This is a genomic window from Lentilactobacillus sunkii DSM 19904 (assembly GCF_001435575.1).
In the GTDB taxonomy this organism is placed as follows: domain Bacteria; phylum Bacillota; class Bacilli; order Lactobacillales; family Lactobacillaceae; genus Lentilactobacillus; species Lentilactobacillus sunkii.
In genome coordinates this window covers 1-21,733 of record NZ_AZEA01000019.1, presented here as the reverse complement: position 1 = coordinate 21,733, position 21,733 = coordinate 1, and the positions used below count along the sequence as shown (strand labels likewise).

General features: G+C 41.4%; 35 protein-coding genes and 1 tRNA gene. 5 read left to right on the top strand and 31 right to left on the bottom strand.

Annotation, left to right across the window (positions count from 1 at the left end):
* Positions 1 to 5 precede the first annotated feature (5 nt).
* The 31 genes from FD17_RS09880 to FD17_RS09730 all read right to left on the bottom strand — a co-directional run bounded on the left by FD17_RS09880 (position 6) and on the right by FD17_RS09730 (position 17,825).
* Positions 6 to 1,448, bottom strand: a complete 1,443-nt coding sequence (locus tag FD17_RS09880) for an anti-CBASS protein Acb1 family protein (protein WP_057826025.1) — start codon at positions 1,446 to 1,448, stop codon at positions 6 to 8.
* Positions 1,449 to 1,459: 11 nt separating this feature from the next.
* A complete protein-coding gene (gene terL, locus FD17_RS09875) occupies positions 1,460 to 2,911 on the bottom strand; it encodes a phage terminase large subunit (RefSeq protein ID WP_057826024.1) in 1,452 nt (483 codons plus the stop codon).
* Positions 2,892 to 3,380: a hypothetical protein gene (locus tag FD17_RS09870; protein ID WP_057826023.1), complete on the bottom strand. Its 489-nt coding sequence runs from the start codon at positions 3,378 to 3,380 to the stop codon at positions 2,892 to 2,894. Before FD17_RS09870 ends, terL begins: the two co-directional genes overlap by 20 nt.
* Positions 3,381 to 3,442: 62 nt before the next feature.
* On the bottom strand, positions 3,443 to 3,745 hold the full coding sequence (locus tag FD17_RS09865) for a hypothetical protein (protein WP_057826022.1): 303 nt from the start codon (positions 3,743 to 3,745) through the stop codon (positions 3,443 to 3,445).
* Positions 3,746 to 3,872: 127 nt separating this feature from the next.
* Positions 3,873 to 4,403 (bottom strand): hypothetical protein, encoded by a 531-nt coding sequence (locus tag FD17_RS09860; RefSeq protein ID WP_057826021.1) that lies wholly within the window; start codon positions 4,401 to 4,403, stop codon positions 3,873 to 3,875.
* 191 nt (positions 4,404 to 4,594) lie between these two features.
* Positions 4,595 to 4,999, bottom strand: a complete 405-nt coding sequence (locus FD17_RS09855; RefSeq protein ID WP_057826020.1) for a hypothetical protein — start codon at positions 4,997 to 4,999, stop codon at positions 4,595 to 4,597.
* A gap of 295 nt (positions 5,000 to 5,294) precedes the next feature.
* Positions 5,295 to 5,368 (bottom strand) — tRNA-Ile (locus tag FD17_RS09850).
* A gap of 328 nt (positions 5,369 to 5,696) precedes the next feature.
* Positions 5,697 to 6,134, bottom strand: a complete 438-nt coding sequence (locus FD17_RS09845; protein ID WP_057826019.1) for a transcriptional regulator — start codon at positions 6,132 to 6,134, stop codon at positions 5,697 to 5,699.
* Positions 6,135 to 6,233: 99 nt separating this feature from the next.
* Positions 6,234 to 6,449, bottom strand: a complete 216-nt coding sequence (locus tag FD17_RS09840; RefSeq protein ID WP_057826018.1) for a hypothetical protein — start codon at positions 6,447 to 6,449, stop codon at positions 6,234 to 6,236.
* Entirely contained in the window at positions 6,442 to 6,702 is a 261-nt protein-coding gene (locus FD17_RS09835; RefSeq protein WP_057826017.1) for a hypothetical protein, read from the bottom strand. Before FD17_RS09835 ends, FD17_RS09840 begins: the two co-directional genes overlap by 8 nt.
* On the bottom strand, positions 6,695 to 7,207 hold the full coding sequence (locus FD17_RS09830) for a DUF1642 domain-containing protein (protein ID WP_057826016.1): 513 nt from the start codon (positions 7,205 to 7,207) through the stop codon (positions 6,695 to 6,697). The genes FD17_RS09835 and FD17_RS09830 overlap by 8 nt, the downstream gene beginning before the upstream one ends.
* Entirely contained in the window at positions 7,204 to 7,530 is a 327-nt protein-coding gene (locus tag FD17_RS09825; RefSeq protein WP_057826015.1) for a hypothetical protein, read from the bottom strand. Before FD17_RS09825 ends, FD17_RS09830 begins: the two co-directional genes overlap by 4 nt.
* Positions 7,527 to 7,985 (bottom strand): YopX family protein, encoded by a 459-nt coding sequence (locus FD17_RS09820; RefSeq protein ID WP_057826014.1) that lies wholly within the window; start codon positions 7,983 to 7,985, stop codon positions 7,527 to 7,529. The genes FD17_RS09825 and FD17_RS09820 overlap by 4 nt, the downstream gene beginning before the upstream one ends.
* 1 nt (position 7,986) lies before the next feature.
* Positions 7,987 to 8,199 (bottom strand): crAss001_48 related protein, encoded by a 213-nt coding sequence (locus tag FD17_RS09815; protein ID WP_057826013.1) that lies wholly within the window; start codon positions 8,197 to 8,199, stop codon positions 7,987 to 7,989.
* Positions 8,196 to 8,420: a hypothetical protein gene (locus FD17_RS09810; protein WP_057826012.1), complete on the bottom strand. Its 225-nt coding sequence runs from the start codon at positions 8,418 to 8,420 to the stop codon at positions 8,196 to 8,198. Before FD17_RS09810 ends, FD17_RS09815 begins: the two co-directional genes overlap by 4 nt.
* Positions 8,398 to 8,628, bottom strand: coding sequence for a hypothetical protein (locus tag FD17_RS09805; RefSeq protein WP_057826011.1), 231 nt, complete (start codon positions 8,626 to 8,628; stop codon positions 8,398 to 8,400). Before FD17_RS09805 ends, FD17_RS09810 begins: the two co-directional genes overlap by 23 nt.
* Positions 8,582 to 9,313 carry a putative HNHc nuclease gene (locus FD17_RS09800; protein ID WP_057826010.1) on the bottom strand — a complete coding sequence of 244 codons (732 nt, stop codon included), beginning with the start codon at positions 9,311 to 9,313 and terminating at the stop codon, positions 8,582 to 8,584. The genes FD17_RS09805 and FD17_RS09800 overlap by 47 nt, the downstream gene beginning before the upstream one ends.
* A gap of 4 nt (positions 9,314 to 9,317) precedes the next feature.
* Entirely contained in the window at positions 9,318 to 9,512 is a 195-nt protein-coding gene (locus FD17_RS09795; RefSeq protein WP_057826009.1) for a hypothetical protein, read from the bottom strand.
* Between the two features lie 10 nt (positions 9,513 to 9,522).
* Positions 9,523 to 10,251, bottom strand: a complete 729-nt coding sequence (locus FD17_RS09790; protein WP_057826051.1) for an antA/AntB antirepressor family protein — start codon at positions 10,249 to 10,251, stop codon at positions 9,523 to 9,525.
* Between the two features lie 12 nt (positions 10,252 to 10,263).
* Positions 10,264 to 10,509 carry a hypothetical protein gene (locus tag FD17_RS09785; protein WP_057826008.1) on the bottom strand — a complete coding sequence of 82 codons (246 nt, stop codon included), beginning with the start codon at positions 10,507 to 10,509 and terminating at the stop codon, positions 10,264 to 10,266.
* A 268-nt stretch (positions 10,510 to 10,777) separates the two neighbouring features.
* Positions 10,778 to 11,548, bottom strand: coding sequence for an ATP-binding protein (locus FD17_RS09775; RefSeq protein ID WP_057826006.1), 771 nt, complete (start codon positions 11,546 to 11,548; stop codon positions 10,778 to 10,780).
* On the bottom strand, positions 11,545 to 12,306 hold the full coding sequence (locus tag FD17_RS09770; RefSeq protein WP_057826005.1) for a conserved phage C-terminal domain-containing protein: 762 nt from the start codon (positions 12,304 to 12,306) through the stop codon (positions 11,545 to 11,547). The genes FD17_RS09775 and FD17_RS09770 overlap by 4 nt, the downstream gene beginning before the upstream one ends.
* 45 nt (positions 12,307 to 12,351) lie before the next feature.
* Positions 12,352 to 13,071, bottom strand: a complete 720-nt coding sequence (locus FD17_RS09765) for an MBL fold metallo-hydrolase (RefSeq protein ID WP_057826004.1) — start codon at positions 13,069 to 13,071, stop codon at positions 12,352 to 12,354.
* Positions 13,068 to 14,180, bottom strand: coding sequence for a hypothetical protein (locus FD17_RS09760; protein WP_057826003.1), 1,113 nt, complete (start codon positions 14,178 to 14,180; stop codon positions 13,068 to 13,070). The genes FD17_RS09765 and FD17_RS09760 overlap by 4 nt, the downstream gene beginning before the upstream one ends.
* Before the next feature lie 3 nt (positions 14,181 to 14,183).
* Positions 14,184 to 16,127 carry an ATP-binding protein gene (locus FD17_RS09755; RefSeq protein ID WP_057826002.1) on the bottom strand — a complete coding sequence of 648 codons (1,944 nt, stop codon included), beginning with the start codon at positions 16,125 to 16,127 and terminating at the stop codon, positions 14,184 to 14,186.
* 120 nt (positions 16,128 to 16,247) lie between these two features.
* The gene (locus FD17_RS09750; RefSeq protein ID WP_057826001.1) at positions 16,248 to 16,430 is read right to left on the bottom strand and encodes a hypothetical protein; all 183 of its coding nucleotides are present in this window, start codon (positions 16,428 to 16,430) and stop codon (positions 16,248 to 16,250) included.
* Positions 16,427 to 16,606, bottom strand: coding sequence for a hypothetical protein (locus FD17_RS09745; RefSeq protein ID WP_057826000.1), 180 nt, complete (start codon positions 16,604 to 16,606; stop codon positions 16,427 to 16,429). Before FD17_RS09745 ends, FD17_RS09750 begins: the two co-directional genes overlap by 4 nt.
* A gap of 20 nt (positions 16,607 to 16,626) precedes the next feature.
* The gene (locus FD17_RS09740; RefSeq protein ID WP_057825999.1) at positions 16,627 to 17,148 is read right to left on the bottom strand and encodes a hypothetical protein; all 522 of its coding nucleotides are present in this window, start codon (positions 17,146 to 17,148) and stop codon (positions 16,627 to 16,629) included.
* Between the two features lie 61 nt (positions 17,149 to 17,209).
* A complete protein-coding gene (locus tag FD17_RS09735) occupies positions 17,210 to 17,395 on the bottom strand; it encodes a hypothetical protein (protein WP_057825998.1) in 186 nt (61 codons plus the stop codon).
* Positions 17,396 to 17,430: 35 nt separating this feature from the next.
* Complete coding sequence (locus tag FD17_RS13515) at positions 17,431 to 17,562, bottom strand: hypothetical protein (protein ID WP_268872141.1); 132 nt, start codon at positions 17,560 to 17,562, stop codon at positions 17,431 to 17,433.
* Between the two features lie 41 nt (positions 17,563 to 17,603).
* Complete coding sequence (locus tag FD17_RS09730) at positions 17,604 to 17,825, bottom strand: helix-turn-helix domain-containing protein (RefSeq protein ID WP_235803208.1); 222 nt, start codon at positions 17,823 to 17,825, stop codon at positions 17,604 to 17,606.
* 161 nt (positions 17,826 to 17,986) lie between these two features.
* Here FD17_RS09730 and FD17_RS09725 point away from each other — a divergent pair, with 161 nt between their 5' ends.
* The 5 genes from FD17_RS09725 to FD17_RS09695 all read left to right on the top strand — a co-directional run bounded on the left by FD17_RS09725 (position 17,987) and on the right by FD17_RS09695 (position 21,689).
* Positions 17,987 to 18,331 carry a helix-turn-helix domain-containing protein gene (locus FD17_RS09725; RefSeq protein WP_057825997.1) on the top strand — a complete coding sequence of 115 codons (345 nt, stop codon included), beginning with the start codon at positions 17,987 to 17,989 and terminating at the stop codon, positions 18,329 to 18,331.
* 5 nt (positions 18,332 to 18,336) lie between these two features.
* Positions 18,337 to 18,735 (top strand): ImmA/IrrE family metallo-endopeptidase, encoded by a 399-nt coding sequence (locus tag FD17_RS09720; protein ID WP_162256777.1) that lies wholly within the window; start codon positions 18,337 to 18,339, stop codon positions 18,733 to 18,735.
* Positions 18,736 to 19,442: 707 nt separating this feature from the next.
* Positions 19,443 to 19,835: a hypothetical protein gene (locus FD17_RS09705; protein WP_057825993.1), complete on the top strand. Its 393-nt coding sequence runs from the start codon at positions 19,443 to 19,445 to the stop codon at positions 19,833 to 19,835.
* A 62-nt stretch (positions 19,836 to 19,897) separates the two neighbouring features.
* The gene (locus tag FD17_RS09700; protein ID WP_057825992.1) at positions 19,898 to 20,203 is read left to right on the top strand and encodes a hypothetical protein; all 306 of its coding nucleotides are present in this window, start codon (positions 19,898 to 19,900) and stop codon (positions 20,201 to 20,203) included.
* 34 nt (positions 20,204 to 20,237) lie between these two features.
* Positions 20,238 to 21,689 carry a recombinase family protein gene (locus FD17_RS09695; protein WP_057825991.1) on the top strand — a complete coding sequence of 484 codons (1,452 nt, stop codon included), beginning with the start codon at positions 20,238 to 20,240 and terminating at the stop codon, positions 21,687 to 21,689.
* Positions 21,690 to 21,733: the final 44 nt, after the last annotated feature.

Here is a 21,733-nt window from a genome sequence, read left to right as displayed (position 1 = left end):
ATCACCTACTTGAACAGCTTTTTGAACCAACTCTTATGTTTTTTGGACTCGCCATTGTATTTGTTGACCAACTCGTTTTTTTCATCATCAGTCAACTCCTTGAATGGCTTTATAGTGTCTGCTGAGTCACCTGTAAATGCATTGGTGGCATTATCCTTGTCGGTATCCAGGAACGCGTCATGAGCCTCATCTGGGGCTAATGCACCACACTGAACAAGTTGAGCTAAAGATTGTGCTTTTGCCAGAGAAGTTTGAGCATTCGTCAATGAATCTTGTTCCCAAAGCGGGTTAAAATTTAATTGCCAATCAAGACTGTCAGGATCGGTGTTCCCAATCTTTTTAGCTTTAATCAGTAACCGCACTAAACGCTCTAAGTATGGGCGTAAGACGTTTTCTTGTTGAGACTTGATGTAGGAATAGTAGTTCTGAACATCGGTTTGGGTACCAGATACCTTACCAGATTGCTGACCTAGTAGAACGGTCTTTGGAATATTAGTTGCCGCTGATAGATTGTCCCACATAAAGTTGATTAGTGAATCAACACCAGATAATTGAGTACCGACTTTTGCAACCTGGTCATTCTCACCAATTAATGCCAGGGATTCAGTTGTGAACTGATAACTCATGACACCGGCTAACTTGGCTAGCTGCTTTGGATCCGCACTGGCTGTATCAACACTGTTGGATGAATAGGTCTTGAACGACAAATCGTTCATGATTTGTCCAACTGACCAATTGGCTGTATCAACCAGCTTCACGGCATCGAAGATAGTCTCAAATAGTGAATGACCCTGGTCGTCGCTTTCATCCCTGCCATACTCAGCATGCATGTACCGTGAGGCATCAATGGTCTTCATCAGTCCGTTATCAGTTTGTTTATTAGCTGCCATGTCGTAGGCAGAGTTGCCGACAGAAACTTGAATATTGGCCTCTCTGCCGTATGTTGGACTAAACGGCCACTTATCAGTGATGATGTTGCCAACAATCCGTCTGTCAAAAGCCTGGATGTATTGGACGTCAAGTAGATTATCTTCATTTAGTGGTTGATCTGAATCGATCTTCTGCCCCTCAATGCCACCGATTGCGATAAATGAGTCGCCCCACTTAAGCCTGTCAGCTAAGAACTGAGCAAAGACATTCTGACTGTTTAAGTCTTTAAGCTTCTGATTAATGATACTATCCAAGTCTTCGTTATCTGAGGTAAACTCCCAGCCATTGCGCGTCATGTCAGTGGTTGGCATTGTAATGACCATATGAGCTATGTGATTATCGTGGTCTAGTGCTTGAATCTGTGCGTCGTCTAATTGACGTGTAACCCCATTAGGTACCAAATTACTGTAACTCTTTGGTGAAGCGCTATGATCATCAGCCATACTATCGGCAATCTTCACTTTGGCTTCCAATGAATCTTGACGGCTCTGTTTTTTCTTCATTCGTTTGTTTGCCAAGTAATCTCACCTCACATTCCATATCGGGCAAATAGGTTATTAGACTTCTCCATATACGTTAAAGCCTGGGTTGTACTATCAACTTCATCATCGTGGGCGGCTGTTGGGAAGCTGGTTAATTCAGTAATATAGTCACCAATTTCAGGGCGCCAGCTCGGATGTGGAATATAAATGTTACCAGCCTCAAACTGTGCTGTAACTGCGTATGCTCGAATTTCCTTGCCACCTTGAGGCTCAACCGGAATAATGCCACCGATCTCGTGCTGTAGGGTATTAATGATAGCTGGACCGTTAGCTTTATCTTCAATGAACTTACGTGTTGCTTTAGGATACATTTTGGTAACTCGCCGGATGGCATTGAGCGTCTGTGTGAAGTCCATTCGGGCATGCTCTCGATGTAGTAGATAACGATCAGCACCACGTGAGGCCCAAACCTGACCGGCAACGTAATCATCATTCTCTCGTGATTTGAACGTGGCATCCCAAGACTGTACCTGAGTATCAAAAAAGCGTGGCAAGATTGCCACACTATCATCTAACCCTAGTTGATGTTTCATCTGTTCATTCGGCACATAATAACGCAACCAGTCCGGTTTGAAGACGCCACCGCCTTCAGGGATAGGGTTTTGCTGATATAAAGCTGCCCAAGTACGAGTTCCCACACTTTTCTTGGTCTGTTCTGCCCATGCCTTGTCGTATCTAAGTGGTGCTTGTGGTGCCAGTGTGTCGCCAATTTCTCGACCTAACAAATCATCAGCATCAGTACATACAGCCGGTAGTTTAAGCTCAATCCATGGCCGAGCGTTCTGTTTAAGCAGACGGCCAATTAGGTCATCATCACTCCATCTGGTCATGATCACAATGCAGGATGAATCAGCATGTAATCGGGTTGAGAAAGTTGACTGCCATTCTTCCCATATCTTGTCACGAATCGTCTTTGACATAGCTTCCTGCGCGTTCTTAATTGGATCATCAATAATCAACAGGTCAGCACCACGACCAGTAGCACCAGAAAGAATTGAAGTCGAATACATACCGCCATTATGACCTTTAATACCCCAATCAGAAACAGAACTGGTTTGCTGGGATAGTTGCAAGCCAAACATTTGTGGGGCATACACCTGGAACTTGTCACGATTCTTACGGCCAAACTTTGTATATAAGTCCTCTGAATAGGCGGCCATCATGACTTCCTTATCCGGATTCTTCATCAAATAATAGCTTGGGAATGTTTCAGTGATACTGGCTGACTTACCATGACGTGGTGGCATCTCAACGCACAAAAAAAGCTTTTCCCCATTGATGATTCGCTGCAGATAAGAGCAAATCAACTTAACGTGAGGATAAAGCTTATAACGGTTCTCGTGCGATAAAGTGAAATAATATTCGTACTGTCGACGGGCTAGAGCCAGTTCAATGCCGTACTCTGCTTGTTCTTTTGGATCATTCAGGTTCCAAGCCATCCTTATCACCTTCCAGCTTCTCCAGGTGCTTGATTAACTCATCCGTGCCTAAGTTATCGAATGATGAATCAACCCGCCCTGAGAGCTCAATCTCTCGCTTATCACGCCACTTCTTTGGTTGCCGATTGTTCAGCCACATTTTAATTGCAGTGATGTTTGGCGATTCGTGTTGTTCAACATGTTTGAGACGCTTGCCACTGGCACTGACTTTGTCTTCATAATAATTAAAGCCAGTTGCCAATTGATAGAGGGCAGCTTCTACAGTCCTATCAGCCATCTCTTTGTTTGCCATGACCGCCTCCGATAATTCAGGGCTTTCGTGAAGCCATTTGTAAAACGTTGAAGACGCAATACCTATCTTCTTTGCAATTCCTTCGCTAGTCATGCCGTCGCGGGCCATTGATGCAATAATCGAAATTCCATCATCAGATAGCCAGTATTTTTTATGTGATTTTCCAGTGTTAGCCATTTGTGATTTCACCTCTTAAGAATTCAATATGTATGACTGTCGGTAAAAGACAGCCGTTAAACTTATTGGACGAAGTTATTCGAACCATATGGTACTGGTATATCGCCCCAAACTTCTTTCAACATAATAAATAACAGGTAGTCGTAATTGCTACCAATCAAAGGAATGTTGGAGAATTGGTCATAAGCTTTTGCCATGATTTGTGCATGATTGCTAATAGCTTTATCAATGTCCCCGTCTTTTAATTCTTGTGTAATTGCCGAAGTAGTTACCTTATCACTCATAATCATCTTCGATACTTCTGGTTTAAGCTTAGCCAGTTCATCAACAATTCGTTGATAATCCGAATTTTCTCTTTCTGTCATATTTTTTCTCCTTTGTAGTATTATTAAATCACAGGTGTTAAGCACCGAATGTGCTTCGTTGTGCATTCTGACAAATAGATAGGCACTTGGCCTGGGGCTCCCTTAGTTGGAGCCTTTTTATTTGTCGTTAACTCCAAAACTCATCATCAATGTGTGCCATGCCATTCATAGAGGGCAACGTAAACAACCGCACTTCTGAGCCGTCGTACATTTTGATCACGGTGATGTTCTTCTCGTGTTTCTTAATTGATTTGATGAAACCACGATTGAGATTCTTGATTGTGACATACTTTCGCTTAATGTTTTGATCAGCAATAATCCGCCCCAGTTCAGAACCATCTCGGCCACTAGCAATATTCAGTTCTTCTACAAGATAACGTTGATGTTGGGAACTTAGATGAATCTGTAGGGCGTTAGGTTGGTAATTATTGTAACTATCAATCAATGGGTCATATAACATCTTTCCGTCGGCATTGGCGTCTTGAAGGTACAAACCGTTATTAAATTGATAGACCTTGGAGTTCCTCCACCTATCATCATCTTTATAAAGATTGATCTTTTGGAAGTGTCGTGGCAATTGAATACGTGCATCCCCATGGTTAATGGTTTCCAAAAGGCCATTGAAGCTTTCTCTTTTGACTGAACTAACGTATGTCATTAAACTTTTTCTCCTTTAGTTTAAATTCATTCAATTTTCTAGCAGCTAAGCTTTTTCGCTTGCGCTCCTTGATTTTTGATTTCTTATGACTTTTAGTATGTTTATTATGTTTACTCAATGTTTCTCTCAAACTCCTTAGTTAAGTGGCTTTGCTTGTCCCACTTTTAAACGTTCAAATCCAGATATGCTGGTCATGAGATAACATCCCTAGTAGGAATTGGTTCAAAATCTACCTGGAATCCTCCAACAAGGGCAAACAAGATAGTAACCGCTGGAACAGTCCCATCAAAAATGATATCTCCATCAGTTGATGCCTTGGCTGAATCGTACTTGCCAGAAATCACAAGTTCATTCGAATCATCGACTGGAGAAACAATTTTAAAAGTATGGCCATGCATGATCTTTCCCCAATTTTGATATCTTAATATCAGCAAAGTAATCAACAATCGGCCATTCTTAATCCCAAACATCGGTTTATCCGGTGAGAAGTGACTGATTTCCTGACCATCAATGAATAACCGTGATTCTGCTGCGCGATAAACCGGTATGAAGTCCTGATCCTTTCGCAAATGTTCCTCATCGTTGTTTTTTAACATGTCTTTTCTCCTTTTTGTGTAAACGAAAAGCGCCATGCTGTTTAGCACGACGCTTCTTAAGTTCAAGATCTAATTTGCGTTCAATTTGTTCTTCTGTTGTGCAGACATAACCATAAGCGGTTCGACGCATTGGTGACATTAGTGCCACCACCCTTGCTTATGGCCGTACTCAGCAAATAAATAAGGCAGCAACAGGATAAGTATTAAGCTGATTAAAGTTTCCACGTTACATGCCCCCATTATTTACAAAATATTCAATACTCAAAGCTGGGATTTACACCCAACATGGCCTTAGTGGGCATAGCGGGACTCGAACCCGTTACCTCATGCTTATCAGGCATGCGCTCTTACCAACTGAGCTATATGTCCAGCCTCCAAATTATGAAGCCACAACAACCAAGTTGCCCATCACAATTAGTAGCGTCTACTTATTCCGCCATTTGAGTTAAGCTGCAAATGGGAATTGAACCCATATCTCGTCGCCAGACTGCAGCCCGCTTGAAGTTAAACATTGAAGGTGTGCTAATCAAAGCACAAAGTGGTTGGTTGGGAATCGAACCCAACACGGCGATGCCGCCCTCTTCGTATGTACGTTACAACCACCCCTAAAGGAGAAAAAATGAAACCATCATCCGATGAGTCCCACATTACCAGTTTAGAGCGCTTATACCCCCTCAAAGTCCCAAATTAATCCCAATTACACAACATCAGACAAATCATAGATATCCAAACCTTCGGCAACTTCTTGAATAAACTTATCTCTCAATCGAAATGCTTGGGTACGACTAACGTGAATCAGCTCATTCGCAATTAGGCCATCCATTGTGTATTGTTGATGACGCTTGAAGTACAGCTCGGAGATAATCATTTGAGTATCCTCGCCACAATCATCAAGACAATCATCAATGATGTCTCGGTGATGCTTTAAGGTATTGAGGATCTTGTCTTCTTTCAAACTAATTGCCGTATAAACCACCGACTCATCGTACTTGTACTGAGGTTTTCCGCCGCCCACGTTTTCATCAGGCGTTTTGTATGGATAAATGATTTGTAAGGTACGTTCTTTGAGGTAACGGTTCGTTTCTGGATATTCTCGTAAGTATTCTTCGATTATTCTTTTCGTTCTCGTTTTCATCCCTAGGCCCCTTTATTTTCAGTTTGATAGCGTTATATAATTAAGTGTCGAGCTAAATATGTAACACCAGCTTCCGGAAACGGGAGCTTTTTATTTGCCTTACTTTAAATATTCACTAACGGTCATATGTGAATGATGCCGTCGATTGAACTCATTCAAGAATAATTTGATAACCATTCTTGAGAACTGCTGTCGATTTTTAATTCTGATCTGAAACTCATCATAGGTCTCACCCATTTGATAATCGGTGGTAAATCCATTGTCCTTGCACTTTTGAGCCGAATGCAAAAATTTGAAATATTCTTTATCATCCATCTTCATCACTCGCTTTCGACAGTTTGAACAGTAATTCGTCAATGCACTGATCAGGATGCGCAATGATGAATTTTCCAACCCGATTAATTCTGTCATGCTCAGGATTATCCGATTCACCAAGTGCAATCTGACAAACATTACGGATCATCATTAAATAGAATTTCTTTTCTGACTGTCCTTGCCCTTTTACGAAGAAGTCAAAATAATCATCAATCCAATTAGTGATATATATAGGTAATTCAGCCTTAATCATTATCATCACTCACTTTCTCAAAATGTGGATCAGTTTCATCAAACGGCGGCAGGAATGGTTGCCAAGTTATGTTATGGTTCCATAGTTCCCGGTAGTCAGATTCCGTGAATTTGAATCGATAATCTTGACTCGGTTGGTTTGAAACCGCATATGGAAGTGCCGTTGTGTATAAGACTGCTTCGCCATGCGACCAATACATTGCCAAGAATCTATTTGGAACAATCTTGATAAGATACCTTGGCTCTTTAACCTCATATCCATCAATGATTGCCCGAATAAGTTCCACTCGGTGTTTTTCAACATAATCAACTGCTTTTTCTACCGAAGTTACGACAATGTCATCATCTTCGTCTGATATTGAATCATAAAAATTGTAACCAAAATCTTGGCGAGCAATTTTGTATAGAGCCATCTGCTGGCGTGATGCACTAAGACCAAACCCTTCAGTATCAATTCCTAGATACCATTCGCTGAACCATTGTGGTACCTTCACCTTTTCACTCATTTGTCTGCCTCCTCAACCGGCGAGACAATCATCATTTGTTTTTGATCAATTAGAGACTGATTACCATAAAGCTTGTATATCTTAATCTCAGCATCAGTTAAGTAACGTGCGGCAATTCCTCTAAATGGGAATCCACAAGTTACCTCACCGTCCTTTGGAATGCGAGAAACCTCTTTCATATTTTTTGTTTCTGGAAACATTCTTCTACAAAGAACATGGAGTTGTCTCAACGCTTCTGATCCAGAATCGTAAACATTAACATTTGCCATTGTGAATCCTTGATTCCAATTAAACTCATAAGTTAATGCGTAGCGTTTTGTCATTTCTTTACCTCCAACAAATCCGGATTTTCGTGAACGTTGCCAATGACTTCAAGAATTCCTCGAGCAACGCCGTTCGAAATCACGTTGCTTTCAATATAGAATCCTTCAGGAATGTATTTGTCTGGAATATCAAACGCCGGGTAGTCATCATCCGCCATGTACTCAACTGGCCCGACAAATGAAGCTGTGTCTTCTTCAGTGAATCTGATGATGTCGCCTTCATAGATGCCTTTGCCGTTCTTGTCTTGTAGCCCAATGAATTGCTCAACTTCCACATCATGATCAACCCATTCAGAATGCTCGCCATGGTCACCCCAAACATCATCTAGCGACTTTGCATCAATAGTTCCATCGTTATCAATGCTTAAAATGCATTCATCCTGTTCAGCGCCCTTCCAAGGGAATGGCTCAGTTGTCTCTTTCTCCCAAGCACGGAACTTAATTTCTCTGCTCATGTTAGTCCTCCCTAGTTAGATCATTAAGCCGAGCGACTAGAATCATGCTGTAAGTTTCAAGAGTGCTCTTTTGGGCGTTAAGTAAAACCTTCTGCTGACTCTCTAAATCTTCAAACTCTATAGTGTTCATATCAATCGCTAGTTTTAGGAATTTGACATTCAGTTGTGCTTGCTCGTCAACCAAACCATCTATAATTTCCTGTTTTGATTTCATGGCCTGACTTCCTCCTCGTACTTATCCCAAAGTTCATCTTTGCTGTAATACCGGCCAGTAATAGCACGATATGGAATATCAAAGATTTGCTTGTGCATTCCACTTGGCATGTAGACGGTATTGCCACTCGAAACAGGTTTGCCAGTCACTTTGTCTTCACCAATAATCTCAATGAACTGGTCCTCATCGGTATCTGATCTAATCTGAATATACTTTTTCATGAAAATCCTCCTTTCGACCCACAAGAGCGTCGTTATATTGTGTTTCCATAAACTTCAAAAATGACTCTTTACTCAAATGTTGTGCAACGGCATCCTGTGCCAAATAGAAGCCAAACAGGCTGTCACGAACGTCGTACTGTTTGCCAAACTTTTGCTCAAAATTATATAGGATCCCTGTTAATGCTAATTCTGGTTTGCTGTTCTTCATTTTGTTCTATCCTTTCGTCTATTTCATTCATTCTTTTCCTTGTCATAATGTGCAAATTGATTAAATCTTGTTCAGATAGCCTGATAGGCTTGATATGATACTTTGCGATGAAGCTCTTGGCTCCAAGTTGATGTCTTTCCTGGTGGTGTTCACGACAGAGGCACTCAAAGTACAATTTACGATGGTCTACCAGTTTCCGTGACCCAATTCCCACTGGAGTGAAGTGGTCGATATCACTGTGAAGTTTCCCACAGATAACGCATTGTCGGTGACGCAAACACTGCATCGCTTTCGGGTAAGTATCTGGAATCATATCCCAGGTGCGCGTCTTAAACGGGATTCCAAATTGAAAGCAGAAATCGAGCAAGAACGTGAGAAATTCATTTGCTTGAGACATGGTGCAATTTGCCATTGAGAACTCTTCTGAGCCAGTCTTGATGTAGTATTGAAACTTCATCTCGGCTTCCATGTCTCGCGCCTCATACCCACAGTAATGAGCCATATCGTTGAGCATAGCGAATATCTTCCTCCGTTGATCAGGACTAATCATTCGACTGTCATCCACATGCAGTTCTACCGTTGGCTGCTTCCCATTTGCCCATTTCGCAAGCTTGTAGTGATTAAGTTCATTGTCCAGTTGAATAGTTATTTGATTTCCACGAATTGCGGTTAGCTTGCCGAACATTTAATCACCTCAATTGACGTACGGCATCCCGTTTAACAACTTGAATCGAGCCGCCATGAACGTCATACAAGAATGTTGCCACATTAGCATCTGTCTGCACGATGTACTGACCAGCTGCTATCTTATCAATCTGCGTTGGATAGCCTAATTTCCATTGCACAAATGTTTTGAAAATTCGATCCCGATCTCTGTGCCTCATACGATCACCTTCATACCAGTTCAGTTTGTCCTTCAGAAACCCCGCTCAACTGCTTAATGATTTGCAGCGTGGCCGTTGAAGGCACCCAATTTGTGATAAATTCGTCAGCTACATCAAAGTCCTTCTTGCGGAGTTGTGTCCTGGTCTTGATACCAGTAACTTCCGCGACTCCTCGATTGATGTCTTGATACAACTTGCTACGCTGTTTGTTGTTCAAAACCAGGTGATGGGCGCTTACATACTCGTTAACTGCATGCTTCACGCGTGTACCGATGTAACTGTATTCACCAGGTGCAATTGGTTGGTCGTCTTCAAGCTTGGTAACCCGTGTATCAATTTGTTTAACCTGCCTATTAACCTGATCACTGTTTTCGAGCAGCAAATGAATCTTCTCATCCGGCGTTTTAGGTAAGCGTGCTTGTTGTTGATAGGCTTTCTGAACTTGAATAAAGTACTGACGAGCTTGCTTACCCTTATGAGTTCTTTGGATCATGGCAATTTCTTTCGCCATGTCCAACGTTAAGGCGTGGTCAGTTATCTTACGGACATTACCAAAGGCACTCTCGTCTTTCACATTTTTGTTAATCACGGCAAAATCAACGTTTTCCTCAAATTCGTAACTGATCATTCGTTCCATCCATTGCGTATACGGTGTCTTGATACCCAGAAAGTCGTATAGGTCCCGGCCACTGACGACCATGTTCCCTTTGTGATTTAAAATCTTGATTAGTTGATCCATATCAGTCATCTCCTATTTCTCCAAAAGTTCCGGATGCCTAGCATTCGTGTATCTTATCAACGCCACATCGTCCGGAGTCATCCGATCTTGAATGATCTTGATCGGGTTGTCATAAATCTTCTGGATTTTTCCCTTGTGGCTGTACTTTTTCGTAATCTTTAAGCTTGGGTGATTGGCCTGAAGATGCCGGAACACGTCGCTCTTATGTTCCCCAATCGCAATCAGCTTGCCCGTTCCTAATTCAAGTGCTTTATACATTTCCCTTATCCTTCTTTGATTATCGTATTTTCTTTCAGTCTGACCGATTACTCGACCAAATATTGATTCTGAACTTGAGTAACCTGTTTCTTTGCGTCGGACTCTTCTGAATGGTGAGCATTCGTGCAATTAGACAATGCTTCCCCGAATTTTTTCTCCATCCTTCGTCGATATTTCTGGTTACAATTAGGGCATGCCTCAACTGTGTATCCAAAGGCAAGGTCCACGTATACTCGACCAGTGCCACCACATAATTTACATTTTTCACTCATACGTTCCGTACTCCTTCCATTTTGTCAAATAGCAATTGATGATTCGGATTCTTTGGATAAACTCGATCAATTAATTTGTTTTCGTACATCTGTTTAAGCTCCTGCTTGTTGTTATTTGTAGTGATAATCGTTGCACCTCGAGATTTATTTTTTTCAAAATTCACTCGTGCGTTCGACACCTGGTACATCATATTCTGTAAATCCTTGTGGACAGGCTTGATATTTCCAGTCATCCCACCTTCGGTTCCAAAATCATCAAGGACCAGGATTTCAACCTCTTTCATCGCGGCAGTAATGCTCTGAAGGCGGATTTTGATGCCGTCATCGTTGTACTTTTCATTTACAAGGTGCAGCAATTCGGCAGTTGATACAAACATCACACTTCTTCCCGCATCCATTAGAAGCGACATCATTGCAAGTGCTAGTGAAGTCTTACCAACGCCTCTGTCACCTGCTAAGACAACATTAAAGTCGTTAATTTGAAGCTGTTTTGCGAGCTTATATGCGTGATTCCCCAAGGCTTTAGCTTGTGCGGTATTGGCTTGCTTAGTAACATCCCAATCATTGAAGGTAAACCTTAAAGGCTTGTTACCTGACCAAACGGAAGCCCGATAGAACTGGTGAACTTTTTGGTAAGCCAATTTGTTTAAAGCCATTTTAATGAACCATTGGTCACGTTGTTCTTTGGTTGGTAAGTGATTCACGTCTATATGCTTATCAGTGATGATCCGGTTAATATCAGATTTAAGATTAATGGGTTTCATCATCCAAACCAGTCCTTCCTTGTTTGTGGCTTATGTGTTGCCGTTGCACGGTTATTCAAGTAACCTTCAAATTTCGATGCTCTAAACAGTGTGGAAGGTCTTAAATATTGATTCATACTCGTATCGTTCAACCACTCATAACATTGGTTGTCAATCACACGACGCATGTCATCAGTTGTAAAGCCCTCTTTATGTCGAGCAAGTAAAAGACGCTTGTTGGCATCGGTGTGGTGATAATTCTTGTTTGTTTTTTCATTCAAATAATCAATAACCGATTCCCAAGGAAAACTCCGTTCGGCTTTAGCCGGACTATGTTCTTCTTTATTACTTGTAGTTGTTATTTCTTGTTGTTGATAATTCTTATTGTTGTTAGTTCTTAGTGCGGGCTTTTCCCTTGGAGGTGTTTCCCCTTGGAGGGAATTTCCCTTTGAGGGTAAATCAGACAAAATCCAGTCGATTCCGCGGATTTTCCCGCTATCGGTAAATTTCGTTCTTCTCAGAAGGTAACCCAACTTTTCCAATTCTTTCAAACCAGATTGCAATGCATCTTTACCATCAGTGGCATGCTGTTGAACTTCGCCAACATAGAATTGCCAATTATCTGCTTGGCTCCACAAATAGACAAAGATTCCACGAGCTTTCCAGCTGAGACGCTGATCACGAACCAACTGGTTGCTAACATTCGTATAGTTTTCACGAGTTTTTTTGATTAGTCTTGCCATAGTCCCCTTTTGCTCCAATCGTTTTAATTGTTTCAACATCCGATTTGCTTTCCCTCACAGGCATATGATTCCTTTAGCTACCCCTTACCAGGAACGTTTGGGAGCAATCATCACTGGCACACCAGTTAATGCTTGTGTCTTGTGCTTAAATAGTTCAGCGTTACTGTTGTTGTCACTCAAATGGATTAGCTCCACCCATTTGAGTGACGGTGATAAATTGTGCTTAATAAAGTCCAAACTGTTCTTCATTTCAAAGTGACTGGTAAGAATCCGGTTATGTAACCCGTGGTTCAGCAATCCCTCTTGGTCATTTTCGGTCGCAATCTCATTGCTGTAGTTCATCTCAACCAACATGTAATCAATGTGGTTGAACTTGTACTTAACGAAGTAAGTATCAGTCACATACAATAGCCGTTCTCCCATGCTACTGATAATCAGGAAGCCAACCGGCTCTGCAGCATCATGCTTGACCGGAAACGCAATCACGGTCCAAGTACCTATCCGAACAGGTTCGAGCTTGTCCATGGCCTCATAACGAGCTCCTGCCATGTCTAAAGAATCGAAAGTCCCTTTGGTCGCATAGATTGGAAACGATGTCCGCTTAACGAACTGAGATAAATACTTCGTATGGTCACCGTGTTCATGAGAAATCAGCATGCCTTCCACTTTAGAAAAATCAAAATTCATTTCTGGTTCGACTTTCTTAAATGGAATTCCGGCTTCAATCATCAACTGTGACTGTCCATCATCTACCAGGTAGCCATTGCCACTGCTGCCTGATCCAAAGACTTTAACTTTGATCAAAACGGATCACCTTCGTCCATGGGTTGACCTGGTACAGTTGGCTGTTCTGGCGCTTTAGGGGCTACCGGAGCTTCTGGGGTTTTCGGCGTTTCTACTGGTTGCTCAGGTACTTTAGCCGGTTTAGGATGGTCAACAATCTCGCCATTTTGGTCAGCAGTTTGCTGCTTGTCCTGGACTGCTTCGTCAAAGTCTTCCGTGTTGGCTTCTTCAGTCACGTCACGACGCATTTGTTTCAGCGAATCATTAGTGGCTTCTTCATACTTGAGTTGAACAAGACCGTTGTTGAAGTCCTTGGGAATCTTCTTAACAATATTGTTACGCATCTTCCGGATAATCATGGTTTCACGTGATTGAGGCTCTCTCCAAGCCGGTGAAATCTTACCTAGTCTAATCATTTCGGCACTGTCGAGAATTTCGTCTAATGTGTGATCTTTGGCAAATTCCTTAATCTGCTTGAGCCGTTCAGCTTTGTCTTTTTCACGCATAAGGTTGTTACTCATGTGAGCTAATAGGTTGTTCTTGACTTGCTCACGTTCAGTAATGAAATATTCGGTAGTGGTTTCACGTTCCTGGTCATTGCCATAATCTGGACCCACATACATATCAATGGGATAAACGACCCGAATGACTTTCTTATCCGTGTCACCGGTTGGTTCCCACGTCGGTGGTGTTAATTTAATACCCATATGTTTGGGATATTCAAAGTTGTCACCCTGACGGACCAGCCAGAATGGATGGACATAGGCCACGTTGCGACCAAAACGACTCAGCAAAGCATCATTACCATCGCCCTCTATGCCCATTTCAATCTGTTTGTGCCAGTTGCCTTGACGATCCTTGAAGTTACGAGTCTGAAAGTAAACTTCTCGGGGTTCAGCATTGGCATTAAGCTGTAAAGCAGCGACAGTTAGCAAGATATCAGAGATGTTATTGCGAGTCTCGTTAGGGTCCATCTCGTTATCGATCATCACCTGGTAAATTTGCTGCATAGCACCAGTGACACACATTTTCTGATAAGGTGTCATGTCCAGGGCGCTCTTGCGAAGTTGATTCTCAATCTGTGGTACAAAATAATTACTAACGGCGTTTAAACTAACTTCATTTTTCATGATTTACTCCCCCACTTTTGCGGTTAATTTTTCATCATTTGAAACGATCAATTTGATTTGTTGTGCATCCGTCTGAATGATCTGGTTCACTGATTCAGCATTATCAATAAAGATTGGCGCAGTTACTTGATAGTGCTTGGATAAGGTATTGATAATATCCAATCCTGCGTTGATACGGGCCGCGTTGTTGAGGTCGGTACTGTAAGGCACACCATCGACCATCGCCTCGCAGACGTCGTTTATTTCGCCGTTCTTTTGAGTTTCAAACAACTTGAAGTTCACGATTCCAAACATCGAATTGATGCGTTTTTCAAGTACCTGAACCTTTGTACGAACGTATTCGTCAAGAATGAATGACTTCTTATCAAGCTCTGAATAAGTTTGTTTGAGCAGCTTCTCTTCGTCCTTGAGTTCAGTCATGCGTTTCTGTTGGGCGTCAGCGGTATCATACTTAGCAATCTCACTAGTCACGTCGGTAATTCCTTGGTTGACTTTATCAATCTTGTCTTGGACGACTTGCTTAGCTTCAGTATTGGAGCCTGATCCGGATTGAATCTGTTGATCACATTCAGCAATTTGTTTCTGCAGTTCCTTGTACATATTGCTTTGCTCAAACGGGACAATGGCACTTTCGCGCTTGTTGTATTCGGCTTGGACCTGGTCAACTTTGGCAGTCAGTGTTTTTAGCTGAGTCTCCTGGTCTGCCACTTGGTTGGATAAGGCAGTCGCTTTGGCCGATTCATCTTTAATCCGATTAGCAATCTCTTTACCATTTTGAATAATGGTCGCCAATTGCTCGGAACGATTGGTATTGAACTTCTCGCGCAACTCATCCTGTTTCTCTTTTGGATAAGCTTGGCCACAAGTTGGGCAAGTCAATGATTCTTCATCAAATGTTTGACCATTAACTTCGTGGTATTCGTCAAGTAACTTCTGTTTGGTGTCCATGTCACGTGCTTGTGTCTGGCCAAGCTGATCAAGAACCTGCTGATTCATATTGAGTTCGGACTGTAAATTATGCCGTTGCATCTTCAGCTTTGACAAATCATCATGCAAGCTATTAATAGTTAACCGGAATCCAGATTGATAAGAAGCCTGTTTGGAATTTAACTCAGTTTCCAGTTCGGCTTTTTTGTTCCGTGCATCCAGTGAACCGGTTGAAGTGCTGAGCGCTTGTAAGTTGGCCTGCTCTTCATTAAGCTGCTCGTGATAAGTCTTCAGCATCTCTTCGAGAATCTCTTTGGAAGTGCTGGAGGTCTCCGGAATGGCACGGTTAGCCTCATCGATCCGGGCAGGAATGCCATCAATTTCAGCTCTTAACTTATGGCGTTGTGCGACAATAATCTTGCGTTGTTCTTCAGCGGTGTGATCACCAAGCATCTGTTTCAATTCATCTGGATGGCTGGTCTCTTTGATTACCGCATCATCATTCACGTCTTTGATCAGTGACAGCAGAATCTCACGACGTTCCTGCCATTTAAGATTGTTGAAGGCCATGGGATTAGTCAGAAGCTTGAAAGAATCCTCATCAATCATCGAATTTACAAATGTCGTGTAATCCTTCAGCTTGTAAGGGACTTCATCAACATACAGCTCGGTCTTATCCGATTTACGAATCTTTTCGGCTTGACCACGCGGCTTGCTCCAAACCTCACTTAGTTTCCGGCGTAAAGTAGTGGTCTTACCGTCAATATCCAAGGTTGCTTCCACTTCTGGCTCTAATCCCAGGATTTCTCTGCCACTGTCATCTAAGGGCTTTGGATTGAACTTGGATAATTCGGCGCTATTCTTTCCAAATAGTAACCATAAGAAGCCATCAAACAAGGTTGTTTTCCCAACGGCATTCTTACCAGAGATGTTGACATTTTTACCATCCGGTTCGATTTGAAAATCTTGGATACCCTTGAAATTGTGATAAGAGATGCTGATCAGTTTAATTTGTTTCATAATTGATGACCTCCATTTCGTGCTTGTACCTGACGCAAACTCGCGCTAGAATTGTCTTGAAAGATATTTTGTTCAATGCTCAACCTAGACAGTTGTGAGTGGCCGCTCATGACTGTCTTTTTATTTGCCTTGAATTTCTCGAATGTCTGCTTTAACCTGCTCAAAATACTTCTTAATCCCATTTTTGAGATCTCCTTTCGATAAACCGCCGTCAAAATACTTCTTTGGATTGCTGAAAACAATTGAGGCAATCACTAAGAAAAATGAATAAAAAACAATGCCACTGATTGTAAAAGTAATCATCCTGCATCCCTCTTCCCATGGTTCTCCTTGTGTTTCGCTGTAAGATCAATGATGAATTTCAGAATCGATTCATCTGCGATCGGATGTTTCTGGTTATACTCACGAAACTCTTCATCGGTCATCCAATGGTCATTACCCTGAACTTTATGACGAAAACTGTGGATTTCTTGAATCATTACTATCACTCCTATCTTTCTTAACCACCGAGTTGGTCGTTATACTCTGAAACAATATCTTGGACTTCCTGGTCGGTCAGCCCTGCATCTTTGGCCTTCACATCAAAGTCAGTTTCTTCTGAACCAATTTCCTCTAGATACTCCTTGAAGTACGTATCAATTGCTTGAAGATCCTCACTTGTTCGTTTTTCAGGAATCTTTGAAATCGCCTGCAAATAACTAATCTCAGCGTTCCGTCTTTCCTGTTCCTCCTTACGTTGTGTGTATGCCGTCACGTATGGATTAAGACGCATATTCTTATCATTTAAGAATGACGGAATGCCGTAATCAGCACGGCCAGAGGAAAGTGCCATCTTCAACGACCAGAGCCGTTTTACAATTGATTCCCGAACTTCCTTGCTAGTTCCCTTTCGACCAGATTTGATATTACTTAAGGAACTCTTCGCAAGATGAACATTATCGGCAGCCTGGGCAAAGCTCTTCATTTTTTTAATGCCTTGGAGCTTATCGCTCAGCTGCCTGGCAAATTTTTCATCTTTCACTCTGATCACCCCCTCGAAAACTCTTGTTCAAACGTTTTCCATCTAAATTGATAAAGTAAAGTTAGAGCAATTCATATTGAAGTTCGATTGTTTCCTGCTCTAATTCCTTGTCACATTGATTAATTGCCATACTGGTTAGTTTGTTTAACCGCTCGTTACGGGTATCCTGCATTGTCATGGCTTCAAATTGTTCCGGCGTTAAATTCAATGTATCAATAATTAATCGCTTCTTCTGCTCGTAGTTCATTTGCTCACCTCCTTTCGATGTGAATCATTCAGAAACTATTTGCTTATCTTGTGTGCCAGTTCAGTTAGCCTGGTCGCGCCAGCGAGCATAGCTTCACTGGCTTCTTTTTTCTTCGAAACGTCAATGCCATTTAAAGCAATCAAGATCTCAATTAGTTCTTGCTCCATTAAGACACCATCCTTTCAACTTGTGCGATTATAGCAACATTTTATTTAAAAAAACGCTCCATGGGAATTTTATATAACTCTGAAAGAACTAAGATTTCATCCGCCTGAAAGTTGTACTCTCCACTTTCCCTACGAGTATATTTGTCAGGACTATTCAAACCCAATACTTTTGCAACCTTCGCTTGAGAATAATGGTTTGTTTGTCGAAGTTCTCGTACATATGTCAAATTAATACTCCGTTTTTCAATTGCCTTGGTTTCCAATGTATCACTTCCTCTGTGCGATATTAGCAACTTTATGAACTAAGTATAGCGTGCGATATTCGCAAAGTCAATGGTAATTTGCCAATTTCGCACATTTTATTTTTCTTTTATCGCACATATGCTATTCTTAAAGTGCGTTTAGCGCACAAGGAGGTGTGAATGTGACATCGTCAATAGATCAAGAATTAGCAAAAAGAATATCCTATCTACAGGATATGTCGGATCTCTCTCAAGCGGAAATTGCTCGTCGCATGGGAATGGACAGGACTGCATTTAGCAAAATCAAAAGTGGAACTCGCAGAGTTTCTGCTGAAGAACTAAATAAGTTTGCTGACATCTTTGATGTAACAACTGATTATCTCCTTGGCCGCAAAACAAATGATGATCTGACGGTTGCCGCTCATATGGATGACAACCTTACAGATAAACAGAAAAAAAGCATTCAGGAGTTCATTGAATTTCAAAAAGCACGTTACCTGAAAGAACATCAAGATAAAAAGGACTGATGCCTATGGATAGTATCGACCAATTAATGGCTCAGTATCCTCAGTTTGATTATCGATTCATGGAAATGCCCGATGGATTAGATGGCCTAACGATAAACGGGAAAATTATGATCAACAAAGAATTGTCCGATAAAGAGAAATTACAATGGTTATATGAAGAGATTGGACACGCTTTGACATCCTCGGGGGATATCACGGATTATTGGGCTGGAAACAATTATCAACAAGAGAACAGAGCACGAAATTGGGGAATGAAACATTGCATATCCAAAGCAAAACTTAAAGAGATTGAACGCCAACACGTTGATGAAGATTATGAGATTGCCGATGATCTCGGCATTCAAATAGAGTATTTGCATCACGTGGGACTCATGTATGGGTACCATTTCAAATCTATAAATTAAATTATTGGAGGGGTGATCAATATCATTATTTTGGGGATTGTTGCTTTAATTTTATTTATTATGTATATGGGAGTGGCTACTGCGGTTTTCTTTAAATACTTTTGGGGTATTCTACTCGTCGGCATTATCCTGACAAGTTTCTCGTACCCGTATATGATCATCTTTGCAATACTTATTGGAGTAGGATTGTACTGGTACTATGGGAACCTCGGAGCGCAACCACACAAGCATTAGAAAATATGTAATGGAGGGAATCATGAAGTTTAAGAATTCGTTAGCACTTGCTATTACAGCATTATCACTAGGAACCGTGGGTACCTTAGCCACCACATCCAACGTTTCAGCACATACCTGGTGGGACGGAACACCCAGTGCAGTCAGAGGAACCTGGCACACAAGAAATGTATATTCCTCTTCGTTGGGTTTCTCAGCTCATGCGTTTTTTAAAGCCAAATCTCACTCAGTGATTTGCGGATTTACTCAATCAGCCCCGACGTACCTAAAAAGTACATATTGGCGGAAGGTTGGCAGGCACGCATACTCAATTCATGGTGCTTGTCCTGGCGATTATGGCATTGATCGTCGGATGACTGTAAAATTTGTCGGACATGGGTTAATTAGGGTTTATATAGATGGGAGTAGGTCAACCTCAAGTACCCCTTTCCCTAACTTGTACCATAAAGTTTAATGAAATGAGATAGTAGACAATGGAGCAAATTTCAATCGCTAACATCTTGGATGCACTGCAAGATAAAGAGCATTATCATATGACTTTGATTGACACGGTAAAGGATAATCCGTTTTTAAAGAATGGCGATTATGCCTGTGTTCTGGAATTTAATACGTTCGACAAGATGGATAAGACTAAATATATCCATGATGGCTCAATCGTAAAATATGAACTGAATATAAGTGGCCACACTGAGATTGCTTTGTTGAGAGTAGGCCAATACAAAACTGAAATTGTTCTTTATCCATTTTCAAGAAACATCCAAATCGATCCAATTTTGATTAAAAATACCGACATCAACACCTCACATATTACCGGAGTCTTAATGTTTTCGATTCATGATTTTTCTAATTTATTGGCAATTCAATAATCGCCCTTTTTGGGCTTTTATTTAACAGTGAAAAGAACATACGTTCATAGGAGGAAATAAAATTGAGAAGAGAATTTACTGAAGATATGTATGAACCAACCAGTTACATGACCCTAGAGAGCTTCTACAAAGCCTTGCAGCGAGATACCGGTGTTGATGACTCTTTCTTCATGTTTGATTATCCAGTTCCTGAAAACGAAGAAGACTATCAAGAAGCTGTAAAACTGGTAAAGTATGTAATATCGATTTCAGACAAAGATAAGAACGAGCTAACCGACGAGCAAAAGTCGCAACAATCTGAATTAAATGAATTGAGAAAAGTCCTAAGGGAAAATGAACGGTCACAAGGGTACAAAGGTTTATCATAATCAGGTAAATTTCGGTTTCGAGGGAGGATATGAAATGGATAAACAAATTGTTGGTATATATGTACGGGTTTCAACCCCGGGTCAGGCAGAAGAAGGATATTCGATTGACGAACAAGTTGACAAACTGACCAAATTCTGTGACGTTAAGGATTGGCAAGTAGCTAAAGTATACAAAGACGCCGGCTTTTCTGGAAGTAACATCAAACGGCCAGGAATGCAACTAATGATGGATGATGTAAAAGAGCATCGCATCAATACGGTTCTAGTTTACAAGTTGGATCGTCTCTCACGATCACAAAAAGACACCCTTTTTTTAATTGAAGATGTTTTCAATAAAAATGATTGCTCTTTCATTTCCTTGAATGAAAATTTCGACACATCAACGGCATTCGGCAAAGCGATGGTTGGTATCCTTTCAGTATTTGCCCAACTCGAAAGAGAACAGATCACTCAAAGGATGCAAATGGGACGAGTTGGACGTGCCAAAGCTGGTCTTTTTAATGGTTCACAAGTCCCCTACGGCTACGACTATGTTGATAGTCGGCTTGTACCCAATCCAATCACTGCACCGATTGTGCGTGAAATATTCGATGATTACAATCATGGATATAGTGTTGACAAGCTGAAAATGAAATATGATTCAGCCGGTCACGTTGGCCGGAAATTACCATGGAGCTATCATGTACTCAGGTATCTGCTGACCAATCGCACTTATATCGGTGAAGTAGCCTATGGAAAGAAATGGTATCCAGGGATTCAGAAGCCAATTGTCGACGAGGTTGTGTTTGATGAAACTCAACGACAACTCGCCGTTAGACAAATTAAGAATGCAAAACTGACTAATAATCCTAGGCCATTCCGAGCAAAATACATGCTCTCGGGATTGCTGCGATGCGGTCTGTGCGGTTCATGGTTTGATGTGTCTATTAGCAAGGCTCATAAAGACAGGTCAGTCCTGAACCGATACTATACTTGCCATCATCGTAAGCCAAGCGCTTTACTTAAGGAGGGCTTGAATCCAGATGAACGATGTAGCTCTAAAACTTATGTATTAAGTGATTTGGAGCATAAAGTTATGAAAAAAATCTTGGAGCTCGCATATGACCCCAAACGAGTCGACAAACTGCTTAATGCTAATGGGCATGTAATTGACGACCCCACCCCATTAAAACGTCGCATACGAGATATCAGCAATGAATTAGGTAGGATCATGGAGCTATACACTGCCGGTTCAGTTCCACTGGACGTTATTAACACCAAAGCTAACCAATTGACTCAGGAGCGTATCAATCTTCAGGAACGAGTTCAGAAAATTACCGATGAAACAAATACGGAGTCAATCAGCACAATCAGAGAAACTTTGGAGTCTGCTAAAACGATTATGAAGACAGGATCCTATGAAGAAAGAACAGACGTTGTCAGAAAGCTAATTAAAAAAATTGTATTAAAAGGCGACAGAATGGCGATAGAGTGGCGTTTCAACTAAGTTGCTCTTAATTTTTGAACAAATTTACTAATTGTCATTTCAAT